Below are 14,975 nucleotides of genomic sequence, written 5' to 3' on the forward strand. Positions count from 1 at the left end.
ATGTGCTGAAGGGCGACGGCCGGCTCGGCCATGACCTGGACCCCCAAGACCAAGCTCCCAAAGACGCCTGTGGCGTCTTCGGCGTCTGGGCGCCAGGCGAGGAAGTTTCCAAACTCACCTACTACGGGCTGTACGCGTTGCAACACCGCGGCCAGGAGTCCGCAGGCATCGCGGTCAGCGAGGGCAGCCGCATCCTCGTGTACAAAGACATGGGCCTGGTCGCCCAGGTCTTCGACGAGTCGGTGCTGGGCACCTTGCGCGGCCACCTGGCCATCGGCCACTGCCGCTACTCCACCACCGGCTCCAGCGTGTGGGAGAACGCGCAGCCCACGCTGAGCTCCACCGAGGTCGGCGGCCTCGCGCTCGCCCACAACGGCAACCTGATCAACACGCCGGAGCTGGCGCAGCGCCTTGTCCCCGGCTCCACCAGGGCGACCACCGACACGGAGGTCCTGACCTCGCTGCTCGCCCAGGACCGCACGCGCACCGTCGAAGAAGCCGCCGCCGAGCTGCTCCCGCAGGTCAAGGGCGCCTACTCACTGGTCTTCATGGACGAGACGACGCTCTACGCCGCCCGCGACCCGCAGGGGGTGCGCCCGATGGTCCTGGGCCGCCTGGAGCGGGGCTGGGTGGTGGCCTCCGAGACGGCGGCGCTCGACATCGTGGGCGCCACGTTCGTCCGCGAGATCGAGCCGGGCGAGCTGCTCACCATCGACGAGCGCGGCGTGCGCTCGCGCAGGTTCGCCCTGGCCGAGCCGAAGGGCTGCCTGTTCGAGTACGTCTACCTCGCCCGTCCCGACACCAGCATCGCCGGTCGCGGCGTCCAGGTCACCAGGGTCGAGGTGGGCCGCGTGCTGGCCCGCGAGCACCCGGTCGAGGCCGACCTGGTCATCCCCACGCCCGAGTCGGGCACGCCGGCGGCCGTCGGCTACGCGCAGGAGAGCGGCATCCCCTACGGCCAGGGCCTGGTGAAGAATTCCTACGTCGGCCGCACGTTCATCGAGCCCTCGCAGACCATCCGCCAGCTCGGCATCCGGCTCAAGCTCAACCCGCTGCGCGAGGTCGTGGAGGGCAGGCGCCTGGTCGTCGTGGACGACTCGATCGTGCGCGGCAACACCCAGCGCGCCATCGTCAGGATGTTGCGCGAGGCCGGCGCGGAGGAGGTGCACGTCCGCATCTCCTCGCCGCCCGTGGCCTGGCCGTGCTTCTACGGCATCGACTTCGCCACCAGGGCCGAGCTGATCGCGGGCTCGCTGACGGTCGAGGAGATCCGCGCCTCGCTGGGGGCCGACTCGCTCGGCTACATCTCGCTGGAGGGCCTGACCAGGGCCACCACCATTCCCGCCGACCGCCTCTGCATGGCGTGCTTCACCGGCTCCTACCCGATTCCCATCGACGAGGACAACGTGGGCAAGTTCGTCCTGGAGAGCAAGGCATGAGCACCTACGAGGCCGCCGGGGTCGACATCGAGGCCGGTGACCTGGCCGTCGCGCTGATGAAGGACAAGGTGGCGCGGGCCCGCCGGCCGGAGGTGGTCGACGACGCCAGCGGCTTCGCGGGCCTTTTCGACGCCTCGGCCCTGCTGCGCTACCGGCGGCCGCTGCTGGCCTCCTCCACCGACGGCGTCGGCACCAAGGTCATGATCGCGCAGCGCTACGGCAGGCACGACACGATCGGCATCGACCTGGTCGGCATGGTCCTCGACGACCTCGTGGTCTGCGGGGCCGAGCCGCTGTTCATGACCGACTACATCGCCTGCGGCAAGGTGGTGCCCGAGCGCGTCGCCGAGATCGTCGGCGGAGTGGCCGAGGGCTGCCGGCTGGCCGGGGCCGCGCTGGTGGGCGGCGAGACCGCCGAGCACCCGGGCGCGATGGGGCCGGACGAATACGACCTCGCGGGCGCCGGCACCGGCGTCGTCGAGGCGGCCGGACTGCTCGGCCCTTCGCGGGTGCGCGCGGGTGACGTGGTGCTCGGGCTGGCTTCCTCGGGCGTGCACTCCAACGGCTACTCGCTGGTGCGCCACGTGCTGCGCGAGGCCTCGCTCTCCCTCGACACCGAGCTGCCCGAGCTGGGGCGGCCGCTGGGCGAGGAGCTGCTGGAGCCCACCCGGATCTACTCCCTCGACTGCCTGGAGCTGGCGCGCTCGGCCGAGGTGCACGCCTACGCCCACATCACGGGCGGCGGCATCGAGAACAACCTGTCCAGGTCGCTGCCCGGTCACCTCGACGCGCTGCTCGACCGCTCGTCGTGGACGCCGCCGGCGGTGTTCGGGGTGCTCGCGGGCCTCGGCTCGATCGCGCAGCACGACATGGACCGTACGTTCAACCTCGGCGTCGGCATGGCCGCCGTGGTCGCCGCCGGCTCGGCCGACGAGGCCGTCAGGATGCTGGCGGCCCGTGGCCTCGACGCCTGGGTGCTGGGCGAGGTCGTGCCGGGCGAGGGCCGGGCGCGCTACCGCTGAGCGGTCACTTGTGCCGCTGGTAATAGCGGGCCACGCGGACGCGGTTACCGCACAGGTCGGGCGAGCACCAGCGCCGCCGAGGATGGGCCGGGAGGAAGAGCAGACGGCATCCCGGCCCTTCGCAGCCGCGCACCTTGCCCACGTCGGGGTCGGTGAGCAGGGCCACGGCGGCCTCGGCCAGTTCGGCCAGCAGACGGTCGAGCGGTGTGCCGTCGCGCGCCGTGCCGCGCCGCAACACCGCGCCCCGCACTTCCAGGCGGGGAGACCCTGTTGGCGAAGTAGATAAGACGGAAGCGGCCCCGTGATCACCACTGTGACCACGGGGCGTATCACGTGTCGGGGGACGTGTGCCTGGCCCGGTTTCACCGCTGAGATCACACATACCAAGAACGTTGGGACGGGGATCCTAGAGATCATTTCTCCCTGGACATGTAATCGAGGGGCTGTTGAGGTCATTACCAGGCGTGGACGATTCACAAGCGCGACTCACCGCGCTGTATGAGGAGCACTACCGCAGCGTGCTCAGCTACGTGCTGCTGCGAGCCGATCAGGAGACGGCTGAGGACATCGCCAGCGAGACCTTTGTGATCGCGTGGCGAAAACTCAGCCGCCTACCGGAGCCACCGCTGCCGTGGCTGCTCGGCGTGGCTCGCAACTTGGTACGGACGCAACGTCGCACCACTGCGCGCCGGCACAACCTGGTCGCGCGGCTCGCCGAACTTGCCCCTGCCGACGACGTGGCCGAGCAGGTGGCCGAGCGGCAGGCGGCGCTGACAGCGCTCGCGGAGCTATCCGAGCTCGATGCCGAGGCCGTGCTGCTGGCCAGCTGGTACGGGCTCACCCCGGCCGAGGCCGCGAAGATCGCCGGTTGCTCGGCTCGCACCTTCAACGTACGGCTGCACCGCGCCCGTCGCCGTCTCACCGACGCGCTCAACCTCATCCAGCCCACGTTCCTGGAGCAGTCATGAACGACCTCAACGGCCTGATCACCTCCTTGCGCCCCAACACCGAGGACGCCTACCAGCGCCGCCGCGAAGCCGACCTCGCGCGCGCCTTCGCCACCCGTCGCCGTCGCGGTATCTCCCTCCGGTTGCGGCTTATGGCCGTGGCCGCACCTGTCGCCCTCGCCGGCATCGTGGCCGCGGTCGCACTGGCGCCCAATGCTGCCCCGTCACCGGATCACAGTGCCGCAACGGATCACGACGTCAGGACATCAAGCCTGCACCAGTTCGTTCTCATGAGCTCGAAAGAGCCGGGAATCAGGGTCTTTCTATGCAAGCAGGACTCCCCATGGCCCGCGTGCGGAGGCATCATGGCCGACCCACCGGGGAGGGGTACCGCGATCACCGAACAGCAAAAAGCAGACGTCGAGCGAACGCTGGGCGAACTGCCAGGGGTCGTGAGCGTCACCTTCGAGGACCAGGCCGCCGCACTCGCCAGGTTCCGCAAATTCGCTCCTCAAATGACCGACGTAGAGACCGAGGACATGAACGAGTCGTTTCTCGTCATCATGGAGCCCGGCGCGGACTACAGTCCAGTGATCACAAGGGCGAAGAGCATGCCCGGGGTCTCGAACGCCTTCGAACAGGTTCCTGCTCCGCAGACGCCACCGGCATCCACAAGCCGGCCTGCAGAGTGAAGCCGTCCTCACTGCGCTTGCCGTGCAACCTTCACTTCCCGGGAGAAGGCAGACGAAAACGCCTACGCATCATGCTGCTGGACGCAGAGCGGCAAAGTGAGAGGTGCGGGTCGGGGCCAGTGGCGTTCCGGTCAGCCAGGCGTCGAGCCTGGTGAGGTTCATCGCCGCGGCGATGAGTAGGTGCTGGAGATGGGTCTTGGCGGTCCCGCGGTAGCGGGACCGCCGCAGGCCGAAGCCTTTGACACCTTGGGCGATGGTGCCCTCGATACCTGCCCGGTGAGCGTAGCGTTGCTGCCATTCGTCGGTGCTTTGTCTCCGCCGGGCACGTTGCAGAGCTTCATGCTCCTCTCGCGGGCGCAGGGTGATACGTCGGCCTTTGGTACCACGGGTGCAAAGGTCCCGGCTGGGACAGTCCCTGCAGTCACGCATCGAAAAGCGCACACGAATGACCGGAGTCCCGCCTTGATCGATCTCGCTGGCCCAGGGCAAGCTGGTGGCTCCGGTCGGACAGGTCATGACACGGTTGTCCCAATCGATGGTGAAGTCACTGACGGCGAAGCCGTTGCCCTCGGCACTTTGCCAGGCATTGTCGGGCATCATCGGTCCCAGCAGTTCGATGCCGCGACGATCGGCGCGTGCGAGGTTGTGCGCGCTCATGTAACCCTTGTCGGCCAGATGCACCGCCGGCGTCAGCTTCCGTGAAGCCAGGCACTCCTGAACCTGGCCGGTGGCCTCGTAGTCGCTGCCGGGCGACGGTGCGGTGATCACGTTGGTGATCAGATGTGGGGCGTCGGTGTCGCAGGTCTCGGTGAGGTGAACCTTATAGCCGTCCCAGTGCGAGTCGCGCTTGGTTCCGGATCGGGCGTCGCCGTCGTAGGGCGAGATTTGGCGGAGAGTGCCTGGCGGCTGCTCGTCAGGGGTTCGCCAACGCAGTTGCTCCTCGATGGTGACATACTGCTGGATCCATACGTGGCGCAGGACCTGAACCGCGGGGATGTCGCGCAGCCATCCAGGAGCGCTCTGTGAGTACACCGCACGCAGGACGCCGTTCCCGTCGGCGCCGATCTCGTGGCCGAGCTGGATGCGCTCAGCCTTGTTCTTGGGTAGTCGATAGTCCTCAACGCGGGCCTCGTAGCGCTCGAACCATCCGGGTTCGGCCTGGGCCAGCAGCCAGCCGGGGGCTGCGGCGGCCAGCGCGTTGAGCGCGGCGCGCACCGTTTCATGCACCTGCTCCAGCCGATTCATCGTACGCATGGCCATGAGCACGTGGGTGGAGTCGGTCCGCTGCCGACCGCCAGCGCGAAGCAGCCCGGCAGTTACCGCTCGCTCCAGGATCGTGTCGAGCAGGCTTTGTTCAAGCGACCCTACGACCAGGCGATCCCGGAACTCGCTGAGCACGGAGTAGTCAAAGCCCGCGTCGGTCAGCTCCAGCCCGAGCGCGTACTTCCAATCGATCCGCGCTCGCACGGCCTCGGCCGTCTGCCGGTCGGACAGCCCTTCACCGAACTGCAGGATCGACACCAACGCCAGCCGGGCAGGTGACAGCGCCGGACGGCCACGAGTGGAGAAGGCTACGGCGAAGTCCTCGTCCTGGAACAGGACACCCAACGCATCTCGGATACGGATCGCCAGGCTTCCTTTCGGGAAGGCAGCTCGCGCTACCGCCAGGGTGGCTGCAGGGATCTGATCTGACCCAGTCGAACGTAGCGACACCCACGACTCCATCCGCGAGCGAGAACAACAGAAGCGGCCCCATGATCACATCTGTGATCATGGGGCCGCTTCTGTTTAATCTATTTCGCCAACGGTGTCTCCAGGCGGGGATAGGCGGGGACGGCGCGAAGCGCCTGGTTGAGCGCGGCGATCGCCTCGGGCGGCGGAGGTGTGGCCTGGCGCACCGCCTCCAGGGCTCGCTCCACGTGGCCGCGCAGGTCACGGACGGCGGCCAGGTCGGCGGGCCCGAGAGAGATCTCGGGCAGGGCCAGCTGGCCGGCCTGCTTCGCGAGCCAGGCATGAAGGCCCTCCGCGGTGGCCAGGGCGTCGTGATCGACGCTCGACGGGGTGTGGAAGCGTGTGTTGACCAGGTCGAGTGCGAGGGGCTCGCCCGTCAGCAGATCCATACGCTAATGCTACGGCCCGGCCGTTGACGCATTAGCCGCTTCGTGTCCCGGACCCCGGCGCTGATCGTGCGGTGCGCCGGCGACCCGGCGCCCTCAACGAGGGGGCCATTCACAAGCGGCCCACGTGACGAAAGCCCCACGGTTGCCCGTGGGGCCCGACGAGTGCGGGCGAGGATCCGGCGCGTACGCCGGGCCCTCCACCCCGTCACCCAGGAGAACGGCTATCGGCGGCCGGCACGGCCGTCGTCGTCTTCTCCTGCGCCATAGTCATCGGCGTAATCGGCATAGCGATCCGCCAGCTCATCGTTGAGGTCGTCGGCGTCGTCGTTGCGGCTGGAGTCTCCGACCCCGAGTTCGTCGCGAAGACGGTCAAGATCCGTGCCACCGCTGTTGTACTTCAGCTGGCGAGCAACCTTGACCTGCTTGGCCTTTGCTCGGCCGCGCCCCATTGGCTCGACCCCCTCGTGTGGGGTCGTCCCCGACCCCTCGTCGCTAACGCACCACACACTGACGCCGCCTGACTCCGGGCGTCAGCCTATCGTTCGCCTATTACCGTACCTGTTTTGTGCCCAGCTCGGTACGTCGTATGGGCGCGGGGCGTCACTGGCCCAGCCAAATGGCCCTTATCCGCCCGACTTCCGACATTCTGCGCTCCGCCAGCCTATCTGCTGCAACAGCAGGAGGAACGCCCTCGTCGGCCGCTATCGCGAAAATTTTCAGCGTTGTGTCATAGATCTGAGTCGCCTTGGACCGTGCCCGTTCCATGTCGAAGCCCTCGATCTCGTCCGCGACCTGGATCACGCCGCCGGAGTTCACGACGTAGTCGGGCGCGTAGAGGATCTCACGTTCGGCGAGTTGTTTCTCCACGCCGGAATGCGCGAGCTGGTTGTTGGCCGCTCCGCAGACGATCTTCGCGCGAAGCTCCGTGACCATGTCGTCGTCGAGCACCCCGCCCAGCGCGCAGGGCGCGAAGACGTCGATGTCGCAGCGGGCCAGGGCCCGCGCGTCGGCCACCACGTCGACCTCGGGGCGGCGCACGCGCACGCGCTCGACCGCCTTGGGGTCGACGTCGCAGATCACGACCTCGGCGCCGTCCTCGCGCAGGAGCTCGACCAGGCGGTGACCCACCTTGCCGACCCCTTCGACGCCGACCCTCCTGCCGTGGAGCGACGGCGTGCCGTAGACGCGCTCGGCCGAGGCACGCATGCCCTGGAACACGCCGAAGGCCGTCAGGATGGACGAGTCGCCGGCCCCGCCGTGGGCCTGCGTGCGGCCCGTCACATGGCGCGACTCACGGGCGATGACGTCCATGTCCTCGCTGTAGGTGCCCACGTCGCAGGCGGTGATGTAGCGTCCGCCGAGCGACTCGACGAACCTGCCGTAGGCGCGCAGCAGCGCCTCGCTCTTGTCGCGCGCCGGGTCGCCGATGATGACGGCCTTGCCGCCTCCGAGGTCGAGGCCGGCCAGCGCGTTCTTGTAGGACATGCCCTTGGCGAGGTTGAGCACGTCGGCCAGGGCCGCCTGCTCGTTCTCGTACGGATAGAAGCGGGTGCCTCCCAGCGCCGGGCCCAGCGCCGTGTTGTGGATGGCGATGATGGCACGCAGGCCGCTCTGCTCGTCGGCGCAGAAGACGACCTGCTCGTGCACGTCCTTGTGGGACGCTCCAAAGACGTCGGTCACGGTAGTGACTCCCTGTCCGGTCCACCGCACCTTCGCGGCGGAGATCGCCTAACAGCCTAGTCTCGACAGTGCGCGCGGGTTCGCTTCGTGACACGATGCCTCCGTGCTGCCCTATGCCGCCTACCTCCGCGTCTATGAGCCACTGACCGCGTTCGCCGAGCCCGAGCGCAAGGTATGGGCCGACTACGCCGACTCACGTGACCGCCCGCGGCGCGCGACCGCACTCAATGCGGAGCACGGCGAGTCGGTTCTCCGTCTGCTCGGCATGCCTCCCCAGCCCGTGCCCGCCCAGGAGAGCCCCAACGCCTATCTGCGGCGCGTTGAGGACCGCCTCTACGTTTGCCCATGGCAGACCCGCCTGCGTTCGTGGCTGGCCTTCTCAAGGCTGCGCGGCACCACACCGGCGAAGCTGATGGACCGTCTCGTGCCCAAGGCGATCGCCGAGCAGACCGCCGACGACTTCGATCGCTACAAGCGCAAGGCGGGGTCGTCCGCGCTGCGCACGCACATCCGCACGACGACGTGGCACGTGCCGCCGGCGTGGTTCGTGCCGTTCGACGGCAACGAGCGCTGGCTGGTGCTCGGCGCCGCCGCCCCGGGGCAGGACGTGACGACGACTACGGGGCGTAACCTCATCTACGTCACCTCCATGGCACAGGCCAGGCGGCGGGCGGCGCGGGCGCTCAACGTGCTGCGCCGGCACCTCGGCGACGTCGCCTCCAACTTCGACGTCGAGGACATCGCCAGGTGGTTGGAGGAGTTCCATCCCCACTCGCTGGTGGAGCTCGACTACGGCGGCCTCGTGCGCCTCATGGACGACGACGCGCTGCAGGCGGACCAGTCGGTCGCGGAGCTGTCCGCGGCCCTCACGGGCCTGGACACGGGTCAAGAAGAACTTGCCTACGCCATGTATCAGAGGGTCATCCTGCGGTGGAAGTCAATGCAACAACTGGAATCTGCCAACTGAACCCCAATACGGCCGTCTGACCTGCATAAGTAGGTCACGTCTCGCGGCTGCTCTCTTCTGCGAACTGAGTAGTTTGCCGTTTTCACTGCGATACCACGAACCGTGTCGCTAGAATCACCGAGCGTGACATGGCCACGGGGGCGGGCAGTTGGGTCAAAGAAGGGCTCGCCAATCGCTCTGCGTGGCGGTATGGTCACATCGGGTGATGCCGCATATGGCTCAGAAAAGCCGCACGCTCTGCGCCATAGGGGGACATCCGTGACACGCGCAAAGGCAGTCACAGGATCGCTAAGCCGGTCCACACGGAGGAGAGGCCGCACAAATGTCAGCTCGTACACCCGAGGCCGAGCCGCTGCTCACGCCCGCTGAGGTCGCGACCATGTTCAGGGTCGACCCCAAGACCGTTACGCGGTGGGCCAAGGCGGGCAAGTTGACGTCGATTCGTACCCTCGGCGGTCATCGGCGTTACCGGGAGACCGAGGTCCGCGCACTGCTCGCGGGAATCCCGCAGCAGCGCTCGGAGTAGCCGAGAGGGTCGTCACGGACCTCAGGGGGGTTGAGGGTGGACCAGGCGCGCAACGGGGCCCGGTCCACCGTGTGACGACGTGACGTCGCATGGGAAGTTGGCGCCGCCCGCCCGGCGCCACTCTTCCCCGTTTTCGTCCCCCGACCTTTACGCCAGCCGCTCCAGCAGCCTGGCGACGTCGCCGTCATATGTCGCGGCGACACCGAGCAGCGCGACCATGTGATCGACCAGCATCTTCTCGAGCGTCGGTCGCTCCACGTCGCGATGCTCGAGCCAGTCGAGACCGGCCGTCTCCACGGAGGCGATCCACGACCTCAGGGTCGTGCGCAGCACCGGGCTGGGCTCCTCGACGTGCATCTGCTTCTGGATGAGGCGGAAAAGGCGCCGGCGCACGCCGTCGACGATCTCTCCCACCTCGCCCGCCCTGTTGGCGGGACCGCCGCGCAGGAGCGCGGCGAATCCGGCCGCGTGCTCCTCGACGAAGTCGAAATACCGTTTGAGCCCGGAGGCCAGCTCGTCGAGCGGACTGCCTCCGTCATGCGGCCGCAGCCGGGACTCCAGCTGCTCCGCCGCGCTCCTCAGCGCGGCCACGTAGAGCTCCTGCTTGCCGCCGAAATAGTGGTAGACCAGGGCCCGCGAAGCCCCCGCGGCCGCCGCCACGTCGTCGATCGAGACGTCTTCCGCGTCGCGCGTGCTGAACAGTTCCAGAGCCGCCGCCATGAGCTCCTCGCGCCGCCGGTCGACGCTGAGCCTGCGCCGAGCCGGACGCGCCTTCTCGGCCGACCTGCCTGGTGTCACACCTGCACAGTATCCGACCTGTGCTCCCGCCGATGGCGGCGGTTATTCGGCCAATATCGGGCTCTCTGTAACGGAGGCCGTACCCTGCGGCTAACTCGATCGTTTGGTCAGACAGGTGCCCATATCCGCATCGCGGGGGAGACACATGTCAGGACCGCCCGTCAACACGTCATCCATCGCCGAGCTCAGAGAGGTAGATACCCTGCCTCGGCCCAGACCCACCATCCGCAACGTCGCCGAACGAGCCGGCGTCTCGAAATCGCTGGTCTCACTCGTGCTGCGCGGATCCCCGCACGTGAGCGAGCACCGGCGCCAGGCCGTGCTGCAGGCCGCACGTGAACTCGGCTACCGGCCCAACGCGGTCGCGCGAAGCCTGGTCGAAGGGCGTACCCACCTGGTGGGGGCGCTCGTCGCCAACCTGCACAACCCTTTTTACGCCGAGTTCCTCGACGGACTGCAGGAAAGCCTGCACGGCGACGGTCTGCGCATGCTGATCGGGAACAGCCAGTGGGATCCGGCGTTCGAGGACGAGGCCGTGGAGGCCTTCCTTGAGCTCAGAGTCGACGGGCTGGTCCTGCTGGGAATCGCGCCGACCAGCGAGACGCTGATCGAGGCGACCTCCTACACGCCCACGGTCGTCGTCGGGGAACGTGACATCGAGCTCGACGGCGTCGACATCGTGGTCGACGACGACCAACTGGGCGCCCGCCTGGCCATCGACCACCTGGTCGATCTCGGCCACAAGCGGATCGCGCACATCGAGGGCCCCCGCTCGTCGCGCTGCGAGGGTTACCTCGTCGCGATGCGCAGGCACTCGCTGGCGCCGTACATCATGGTCGAGGCCGCGGACGCGACCGAGGACAGCGGCAGGGAGGCGGCGCTCGCCCTGCTGACCCGCGACCCCAGGCCCACGGCGATCTTCGCGGCCAGCGACGCGGTCGCGCTCGGTGTGCTGTCGGCCGCCGGAGACCTGGGCCTGCGCGTGCCCGAGGACCTGTCGGTGGTCGGCTACGACAACACGCACCTCGCGGCCTCCCGCCACATCTCGCTGACCTCGGTCGACCAGCCCCGCCGAGCCATGGGCAGGTCGGCGGCCGCGCTGCTCAGCGACCGCATCGGAGACCCCGCCAAGAGCTCCCGGCTGCGGGAGGTGCGCTCGGAGCTGATCGTGCGACGGAGCACGGCCCCCGCCTGAGGCGAACGGGTGACCTGCCGCGGCGACCCGGAGCCGCAGCAGGTCTCCTGTTGCCCAAACCTGGGTCAAGCCGCGTGGCGGCGCGCTGACGCGCCGGTTTACTCGTCAGCGTCATGCTAAGAGTGGCCGGTTCGATCCGGTCACTGTCTGATCCGGGGGAACAGTCATGCGTGATCCGGAACTGGTGTCCTGCGCCCAGCGCGCCGCGGCGGAGCTCGAACGCGCCTGGGGCCACTGGCGAACGGGCCGTGGGCGGGGCGGCGACGCCACCGCCGAGTCGGTCGCCAGCTACGTCGCCCACTCGCTCGACCACCCGTGGGGCCGTCCCCGCGTCGTGCTCGGCCTAGACGCCGAGGACGCGCGGGAGCTCGCCGCCCTGCTCGAACGGCAGGAGGTCGGCGAGCGCGTCTGGTGAGAGCACGCCCGGCGAGGACGCGGCACGCAGGCGCCACACTCGGCATATCGGCCGTCCCGGGCGCGGGCCTCGCGTAAGTTGGACGGCATGCGTGCTCTTCCCGTCACGATCCTCGCCGTCTGCGGCCTGATCGCCTCCGCGTGTGGCGGCACCGGCACCGGTGACGCCGCCACAGGTCAGGCCGCCACCACGAGCACGGAGGAGGAGGCTTCCTCCACGGCCCCCGCCAAGACGCTCGATCCCGCCGAGACCGCGGGGCCCGCCGGAACCGCGGGAAGCGCCGAGCGGGCGCGGGAGGCACGGCCGCTCGATGGGAAGGTCGTCGTCATCGACCCGGGACACAACGGCGGCAACTACCGCGCCCCCAAGCAGATCAACCGCCAGGTCGACGTGCTGACCAAGAAGAAGGCCTGCGACACCACCGGCACCGCCACCGACAGCGGCTACAGCGAGGCCGCGTTCACCTGGGACGTGTCCACCCGGATGGTCAGAATCCTCGAGAGGCGCGGCGCCACGGTCAAGCTGACCAGGTCGGGCAACGACGGAGTCGGCCCCTGCATCACCCGTCGCGCCGCCATCGGCAACAAGGCGAAGGCGGACGCCGCGATCTCCGTGCACGCCGACGGGTCCGCGCCCGGCAACCACGGCTTCCACGTCATCATGCCCAAGAAGATCAACGGACCGGTCGACAAGGTGGTCGGCCGTTCGAGCAGGCTCGGCCTCGCCGTACGCGACGCCTTCGCCAAGGGCACGGGCCTGCCCTACTCCACCTACATCGGCAAGAAGGCGCTCGACTACCGCAGCGACCTCGGCGGGCTCAACCTGTCGACGGTGCCGAAGATCTTCGTCGAGTGCGGCAACATGCGCAACGCCGCCGAGGCGGCCAAGTTCAGGCGCCCGAAGTTCCGGCAGAAGATCGCGCTGGCTTTGGCCAACGGTTTGCAGCACTATCTCAAAGCATGATTCCTCACCCTGCGCTGCACAGTGATCTCTCTGTTTCCTGCGATCTGGCCACGGGCGCCACGGTGTCCGGTGACCTGGCCGACGCCGTACGCCTCGCCCTTCCCATGCTCGACCTGCGGCCGGGTGACTCGGGTGAGATCGACGTCCGGCAGGACGCCGCGCTCGGCGAGGAGGCCTACCGGCTGACGACGGGCTCCAGGGGTGTCGAGATCGTGGCCGGCGGGCGCGCGGGCGCGTTCTACGCCGCGCAGTCGTTGCACCAGTTGCTGCCCGACACCTCCTACCGGTTCTCCGAGCAGGCGTCGTGGCCCGTCCCGGGGGTGCGCATCGAGGACGCGCCGCGTTTCCCCTGGCGCGGGCTGCACCTCGACGTGGCCCGGCATTTCTTCCCCAAGCGGGAGTTGCTCCGCCTGATCGACCTCATGGCGGTGCACAAGCTCAACCGGCTGCACCTGCACCTGGTCGACGACCAGGGGTGGCGGGTGGAGAGCCGGGCCTACCCGCTGCTGCACGAGGTCTCCTCGCACCGGCCGCGCACGGCGGTCCACGCCCACGACGAACCGGCGGAGTACGACGACGTCCCGCACGGCGGCTACTACACGCTCGACGACCTGGCGGAGATCGGCGCCTACGCCCGCGCCAGGTGCGTCACGGTCGTGCCCGAGATCGACGTGCCCGGTCACGCCTCGGCGATCCTGGCCGCCTACCCCTCGCTGGGGGCCACCGGCGAGCGTTACGACGTGCTCGACCGGTGGGGCATCTCCCCCGCGATCCTGTCGCCGCTGCCGCCGACCGTCGAGTTCCTCACCACGATCTTCGACGAGCTGATCGGGGCGCTGGGCGAGACCCCCTACGTGCACATCGGCGGCGACGAGGTGGTGCTCGACCACTGGGGCGCCTCCGCGGAGATCACCGCCTACCGTGGCTCCCTCGGCCTGTCCACGTCGGTCGAGCTGCAGGCGTGGTTCCTGCGGCGGCTGGCCGACGCGCTGGCCGAGCGGGGCGCGCGGGCCGCGGTGTGGGACGAGGCGTTCGTCGGTGGCGAGCTGCGCCAGGACACGATCGTCATGCCGTGGCGCGGCATGGGCGTGGGCCGCCGGGCCGCCGCCGCGGGGCACGACGTGGTCGCCACCCCCGTGTTCCCGCTGTACTTCGACTACGCCGAGTCGGGCTCCCCCGACGAGCCGAGGGCCATCGGCGACGCCATCACCGTCGAGGACGTCGCCGCCTTCCGCCCGGCGCCCGGCGACTGGACGGACGACGAGCGGGCCCGGGTCGTGGGCGCGCAGGCGCAACTCTGGAGCGAGCGGGTGCCCGACGCCCGTACGGTCGACTACAAGCTGTGGCCGCGGGCCTGCGCCCTGGCCGAGGTGGCCTGGTCGGGCGGGACCGACGACGGCTTCACGGGCCGCCTGGAGCGGCACCTGGGCCGGCTGGACGCCATCGGGGTGGAATACCGGCCGCTCGCGGGGCCGCACCCGTGGCAGCGGCGGCGCCCGCACCGGCCGAGTCGGATACCGATGTCCGAGCGGATGGCGCACATCGAGGCCATGACGCACGACCCGGAGTCGACCCGGCCCAGCCTGTGAGCGTCGTCGGGTCGTCAGGTCATCGGGGCGCCGGTCTCAGAAGGCCGGGCGGTCGTTGAGTACGCGCTGGAAGAGCCTGTGGTCCTGCCAGCGCCCGTCGATCTCCAGGTAGCGCGGCGCGGTGCCGACAAGTTCGAAACCGGCCTTGCGGAGCACGGCCTGCGAGGCCGCGTTGCCGACCAGGGTGCCCGCCGCGACCCTGTGCAGGCCGAAATCCTGGTCGGCCATCCGGCACACCTCCACGACGGCGCGGGTGGTCAGGCCGCGACCCGCGTAGTCGGCGTCGATCCAGTAACCGAGGTCGCCGTTGAGCCACGGGCCGCGGACGATGTTGTTGAGCGTCATGCGGCCCACGACCCGCTCGGCGTCGGTGAGCAACCACGGCATCGCCCGGCCCTCGCCCTGCTGGGCCAGCAGGTCCTTCAGCCGGTGGAGCTGGCCGGGGAGGGTGAAGAACTCCGCCGGCCTGCGCGGCTCCCATGGCCGCAGGTATTCGCGGTTGCGGACGTAGGCGCGCAGCAGCGGCTCGGCGTCACGGTCGGTGGCCGGGCGCAGGACCACGCCGCCTGGGAGGGGTACCTCTTGGATCACCGTCCCACCTTAGGAGATCCCGCTCACACAG

Annotated in this window: 17 protein-coding genes; 10 read left to right on the forward strand and 7 right to left on the reverse strand. The window is 69.1% G+C overall.

Annotated elements, in window-relative coordinates:
* The first annotated feature begins 2 nt into the window (after window positions 1–2).
* Together purF and purM are read left to right on the forward strand one after the other, a co-directional pair.
* Window positions 3–1,439, forward strand: a complete 1,437-nt coding sequence (gene purF / locus GUY59_RS18800) for an amidophosphoribosyltransferase (protein WP_138201902.1) — start codon at window positions 3–5, stop codon at window positions 1,437–1,439.
* Window positions 1,436–2,461 carry a phosphoribosylformylglycinamidine cyclo-ligase gene (purM, locus tag GUY59_RS18805; protein WP_138201901.1) on the forward strand — a complete coding sequence of 342 codons (1,026 nt, stop codon included), beginning with the start codon at window positions 1,436–1,438 and terminating at the stop codon, window positions 2,459–2,461. Before purF ends, purM begins: the two co-directional genes overlap by 4 nt.
* A 4-nt stretch (window positions 2,462–2,465) precedes the next feature.
* Here purM and GUY59_RS18810 read toward each other — a convergent pair whose 3' ends face one another.
* The gene (locus GUY59_RS18810) at window positions 2,466–2,711 is read right to left on the reverse strand and encodes a CGNR zinc finger domain-containing protein (RefSeq protein ID WP_252375002.1); all 246 of its coding nucleotides are present in this window, start codon (window positions 2,709–2,711) and stop codon (window positions 2,466–2,468) included.
* A gap of 214 nt (window positions 2,712–2,925) precedes the next feature.
* Here GUY59_RS18810 and GUY59_RS18815 point away from each other — a divergent pair, with 214 nt between their 5' ends.
* Both GUY59_RS18815 and GUY59_RS18820 read left to right on the forward strand, forming a co-directional pair.
* Window positions 2,926–3,429: an RNA polymerase sigma factor gene (locus tag GUY59_RS18815; protein WP_132596404.1), complete on the forward strand. Its 504-nt coding sequence runs from the start codon at window positions 2,926–2,928 to the stop codon at window positions 3,427–3,429.
* Window positions 3,426–4,100, forward strand: coding sequence for a permease-like cell division protein FtsX (locus GUY59_RS18820; protein WP_138201899.1), 675 nt, complete (start codon window positions 3,426–3,428; stop codon window positions 4,098–4,100). Before GUY59_RS18815 ends, GUY59_RS18820 begins: the two co-directional genes overlap by 4 nt.
* Window positions 4,101–4,169: 69 nt before the next feature.
* Here the strand turns inward: GUY59_RS18820 and GUY59_RS18825 are convergent, their stop codons facing one another.
* The 4 genes from GUY59_RS18825 to GUY59_RS18840 all read right to left on the reverse strand — a co-directional run bounded on the left by GUY59_RS18825 (window position 4,170) and on the right by GUY59_RS18840 (window position 7,900).
* Window positions 4,170–5,813, reverse strand: coding sequence for an IS1182 family transposase (locus GUY59_RS18825; RefSeq protein WP_138201898.1), 1,644 nt, complete (start codon window positions 5,811–5,813; stop codon window positions 4,170–4,172).
* Window positions 5,814–5,893: 80 nt separating this feature from the next.
* Window positions 5,894–6,220, reverse strand: a complete 327-nt coding sequence (locus GUY59_RS18830) for an ABATE domain-containing protein (protein WP_138201897.1) — start codon at window positions 6,218–6,220, stop codon at window positions 5,894–5,896.
* A 221-nt stretch (window positions 6,221–6,441) separates the two neighbouring features.
* Window positions 6,442–6,669 carry a DUF3073 domain-containing protein gene (locus GUY59_RS18835; RefSeq protein WP_132332746.1) on the reverse strand — a complete coding sequence of 76 codons (228 nt, stop codon included), beginning with the start codon at window positions 6,667–6,669 and terminating at the stop codon, window positions 6,442–6,444.
* Between the two features lie 151 nt (window positions 6,670–6,820).
* On the reverse strand, window positions 6,821–7,900 hold the full coding sequence (locus tag GUY59_RS18840) for a Glu/Leu/Phe/Val family dehydrogenase (RefSeq protein WP_138201896.1): 1,080 nt from the start codon (window positions 7,898–7,900) through the stop codon (window positions 6,821–6,823).
* A gap of 103 nt (window positions 7,901–8,003) precedes the next feature.
* On the opposite strand from GUY59_RS18840, the gene GUY59_RS18845 reads away from it, so the two are divergent.
* Both GUY59_RS18845 and bldC read left to right on the forward strand, forming a co-directional pair.
* Complete coding sequence (locus GUY59_RS18845; protein WP_138201895.1) at window positions 8,004–8,867, forward strand: hypothetical protein; 864 nt, start codon at window positions 8,004–8,006, stop codon at window positions 8,865–8,867.
* Window positions 8,868–9,189: 322 nt separating this feature from the next.
* Window positions 9,190–9,393: a developmental transcriptional regulator BldC gene (bldC, locus tag GUY59_RS18850; RefSeq protein WP_013133571.1), complete on the forward strand. Its 204-nt coding sequence runs from the start codon at window positions 9,190–9,192 to the stop codon at window positions 9,391–9,393.
* 147 nt (window positions 9,394–9,540) lie between these two features.
* Here the strand turns inward: bldC and GUY59_RS18855 are convergent, their stop codons facing one another.
* A complete protein-coding gene (locus GUY59_RS18855) occupies window positions 9,541–10,191 on the reverse strand; it encodes a TetR/AcrR family transcriptional regulator (protein WP_246063834.1) in 651 nt (216 codons plus the stop codon).
* Between the two features lie 145 nt (window positions 10,192–10,336).
* On the opposite strand from GUY59_RS18855, the gene GUY59_RS18860 reads away from it, so the two are divergent.
* From GUY59_RS18860 to GUY59_RS18875, 4 genes are all read left to right on the forward strand, one after another.
* Window positions 10,337–11,386 carry a LacI family DNA-binding transcriptional regulator gene (locus GUY59_RS18860; RefSeq protein ID WP_236667276.1) on the forward strand — a complete coding sequence of 350 codons (1,050 nt, stop codon included), beginning with the start codon at window positions 10,337–10,339 and terminating at the stop codon, window positions 11,384–11,386.
* A gap of 166 nt (window positions 11,387–11,552) precedes the next feature.
* Window positions 11,553–11,801, forward strand: coding sequence for a hypothetical protein (locus GUY59_RS18865; protein WP_132332749.1), 249 nt, complete (start codon window positions 11,553–11,555; stop codon window positions 11,799–11,801).
* An 87-nt stretch (window positions 11,802–11,888) separates the two neighbouring features.
* Entirely contained in the window at window positions 11,889–12,764 is an 876-nt protein-coding gene (locus GUY59_RS18870; RefSeq protein WP_138201894.1) for an N-acetylmuramoyl-L-alanine amidase, read from the forward strand.
* A complete protein-coding gene (locus tag GUY59_RS18875) occupies window positions 12,761–14,353 on the forward strand; it encodes a beta-N-acetylhexosaminidase (RefSeq protein ID WP_138201893.1) in 1,593 nt (530 codons plus the stop codon). The genes GUY59_RS18870 and GUY59_RS18875 overlap by 4 nt, the downstream gene beginning before the upstream one ends.
* A gap of 36 nt (window positions 14,354–14,389) precedes the next feature.
* Here the strand turns inward: GUY59_RS18875 and GUY59_RS18880 are convergent, their stop codons facing one another.
* Window positions 14,390–14,944, reverse strand: coding sequence for a GNAT family N-acetyltransferase (locus GUY59_RS18880; RefSeq protein WP_138201892.1), 555 nt, complete (start codon window positions 14,942–14,944; stop codon window positions 14,390–14,392).
* Between the last annotated feature and the right edge of the window lie 31 nt (window positions 14,945–14,975).

Origin of the sequence: Nonomuraea sp. K271 (assembly GCF_009908215.1) — a bacterium.
In the GTDB taxonomy this organism is placed as follows: domain Bacteria; phylum Actinomycetota; class Actinomycetes; order Streptosporangiales; family Streptosporangiaceae; genus Nonomuraea; species Nonomuraea longispora.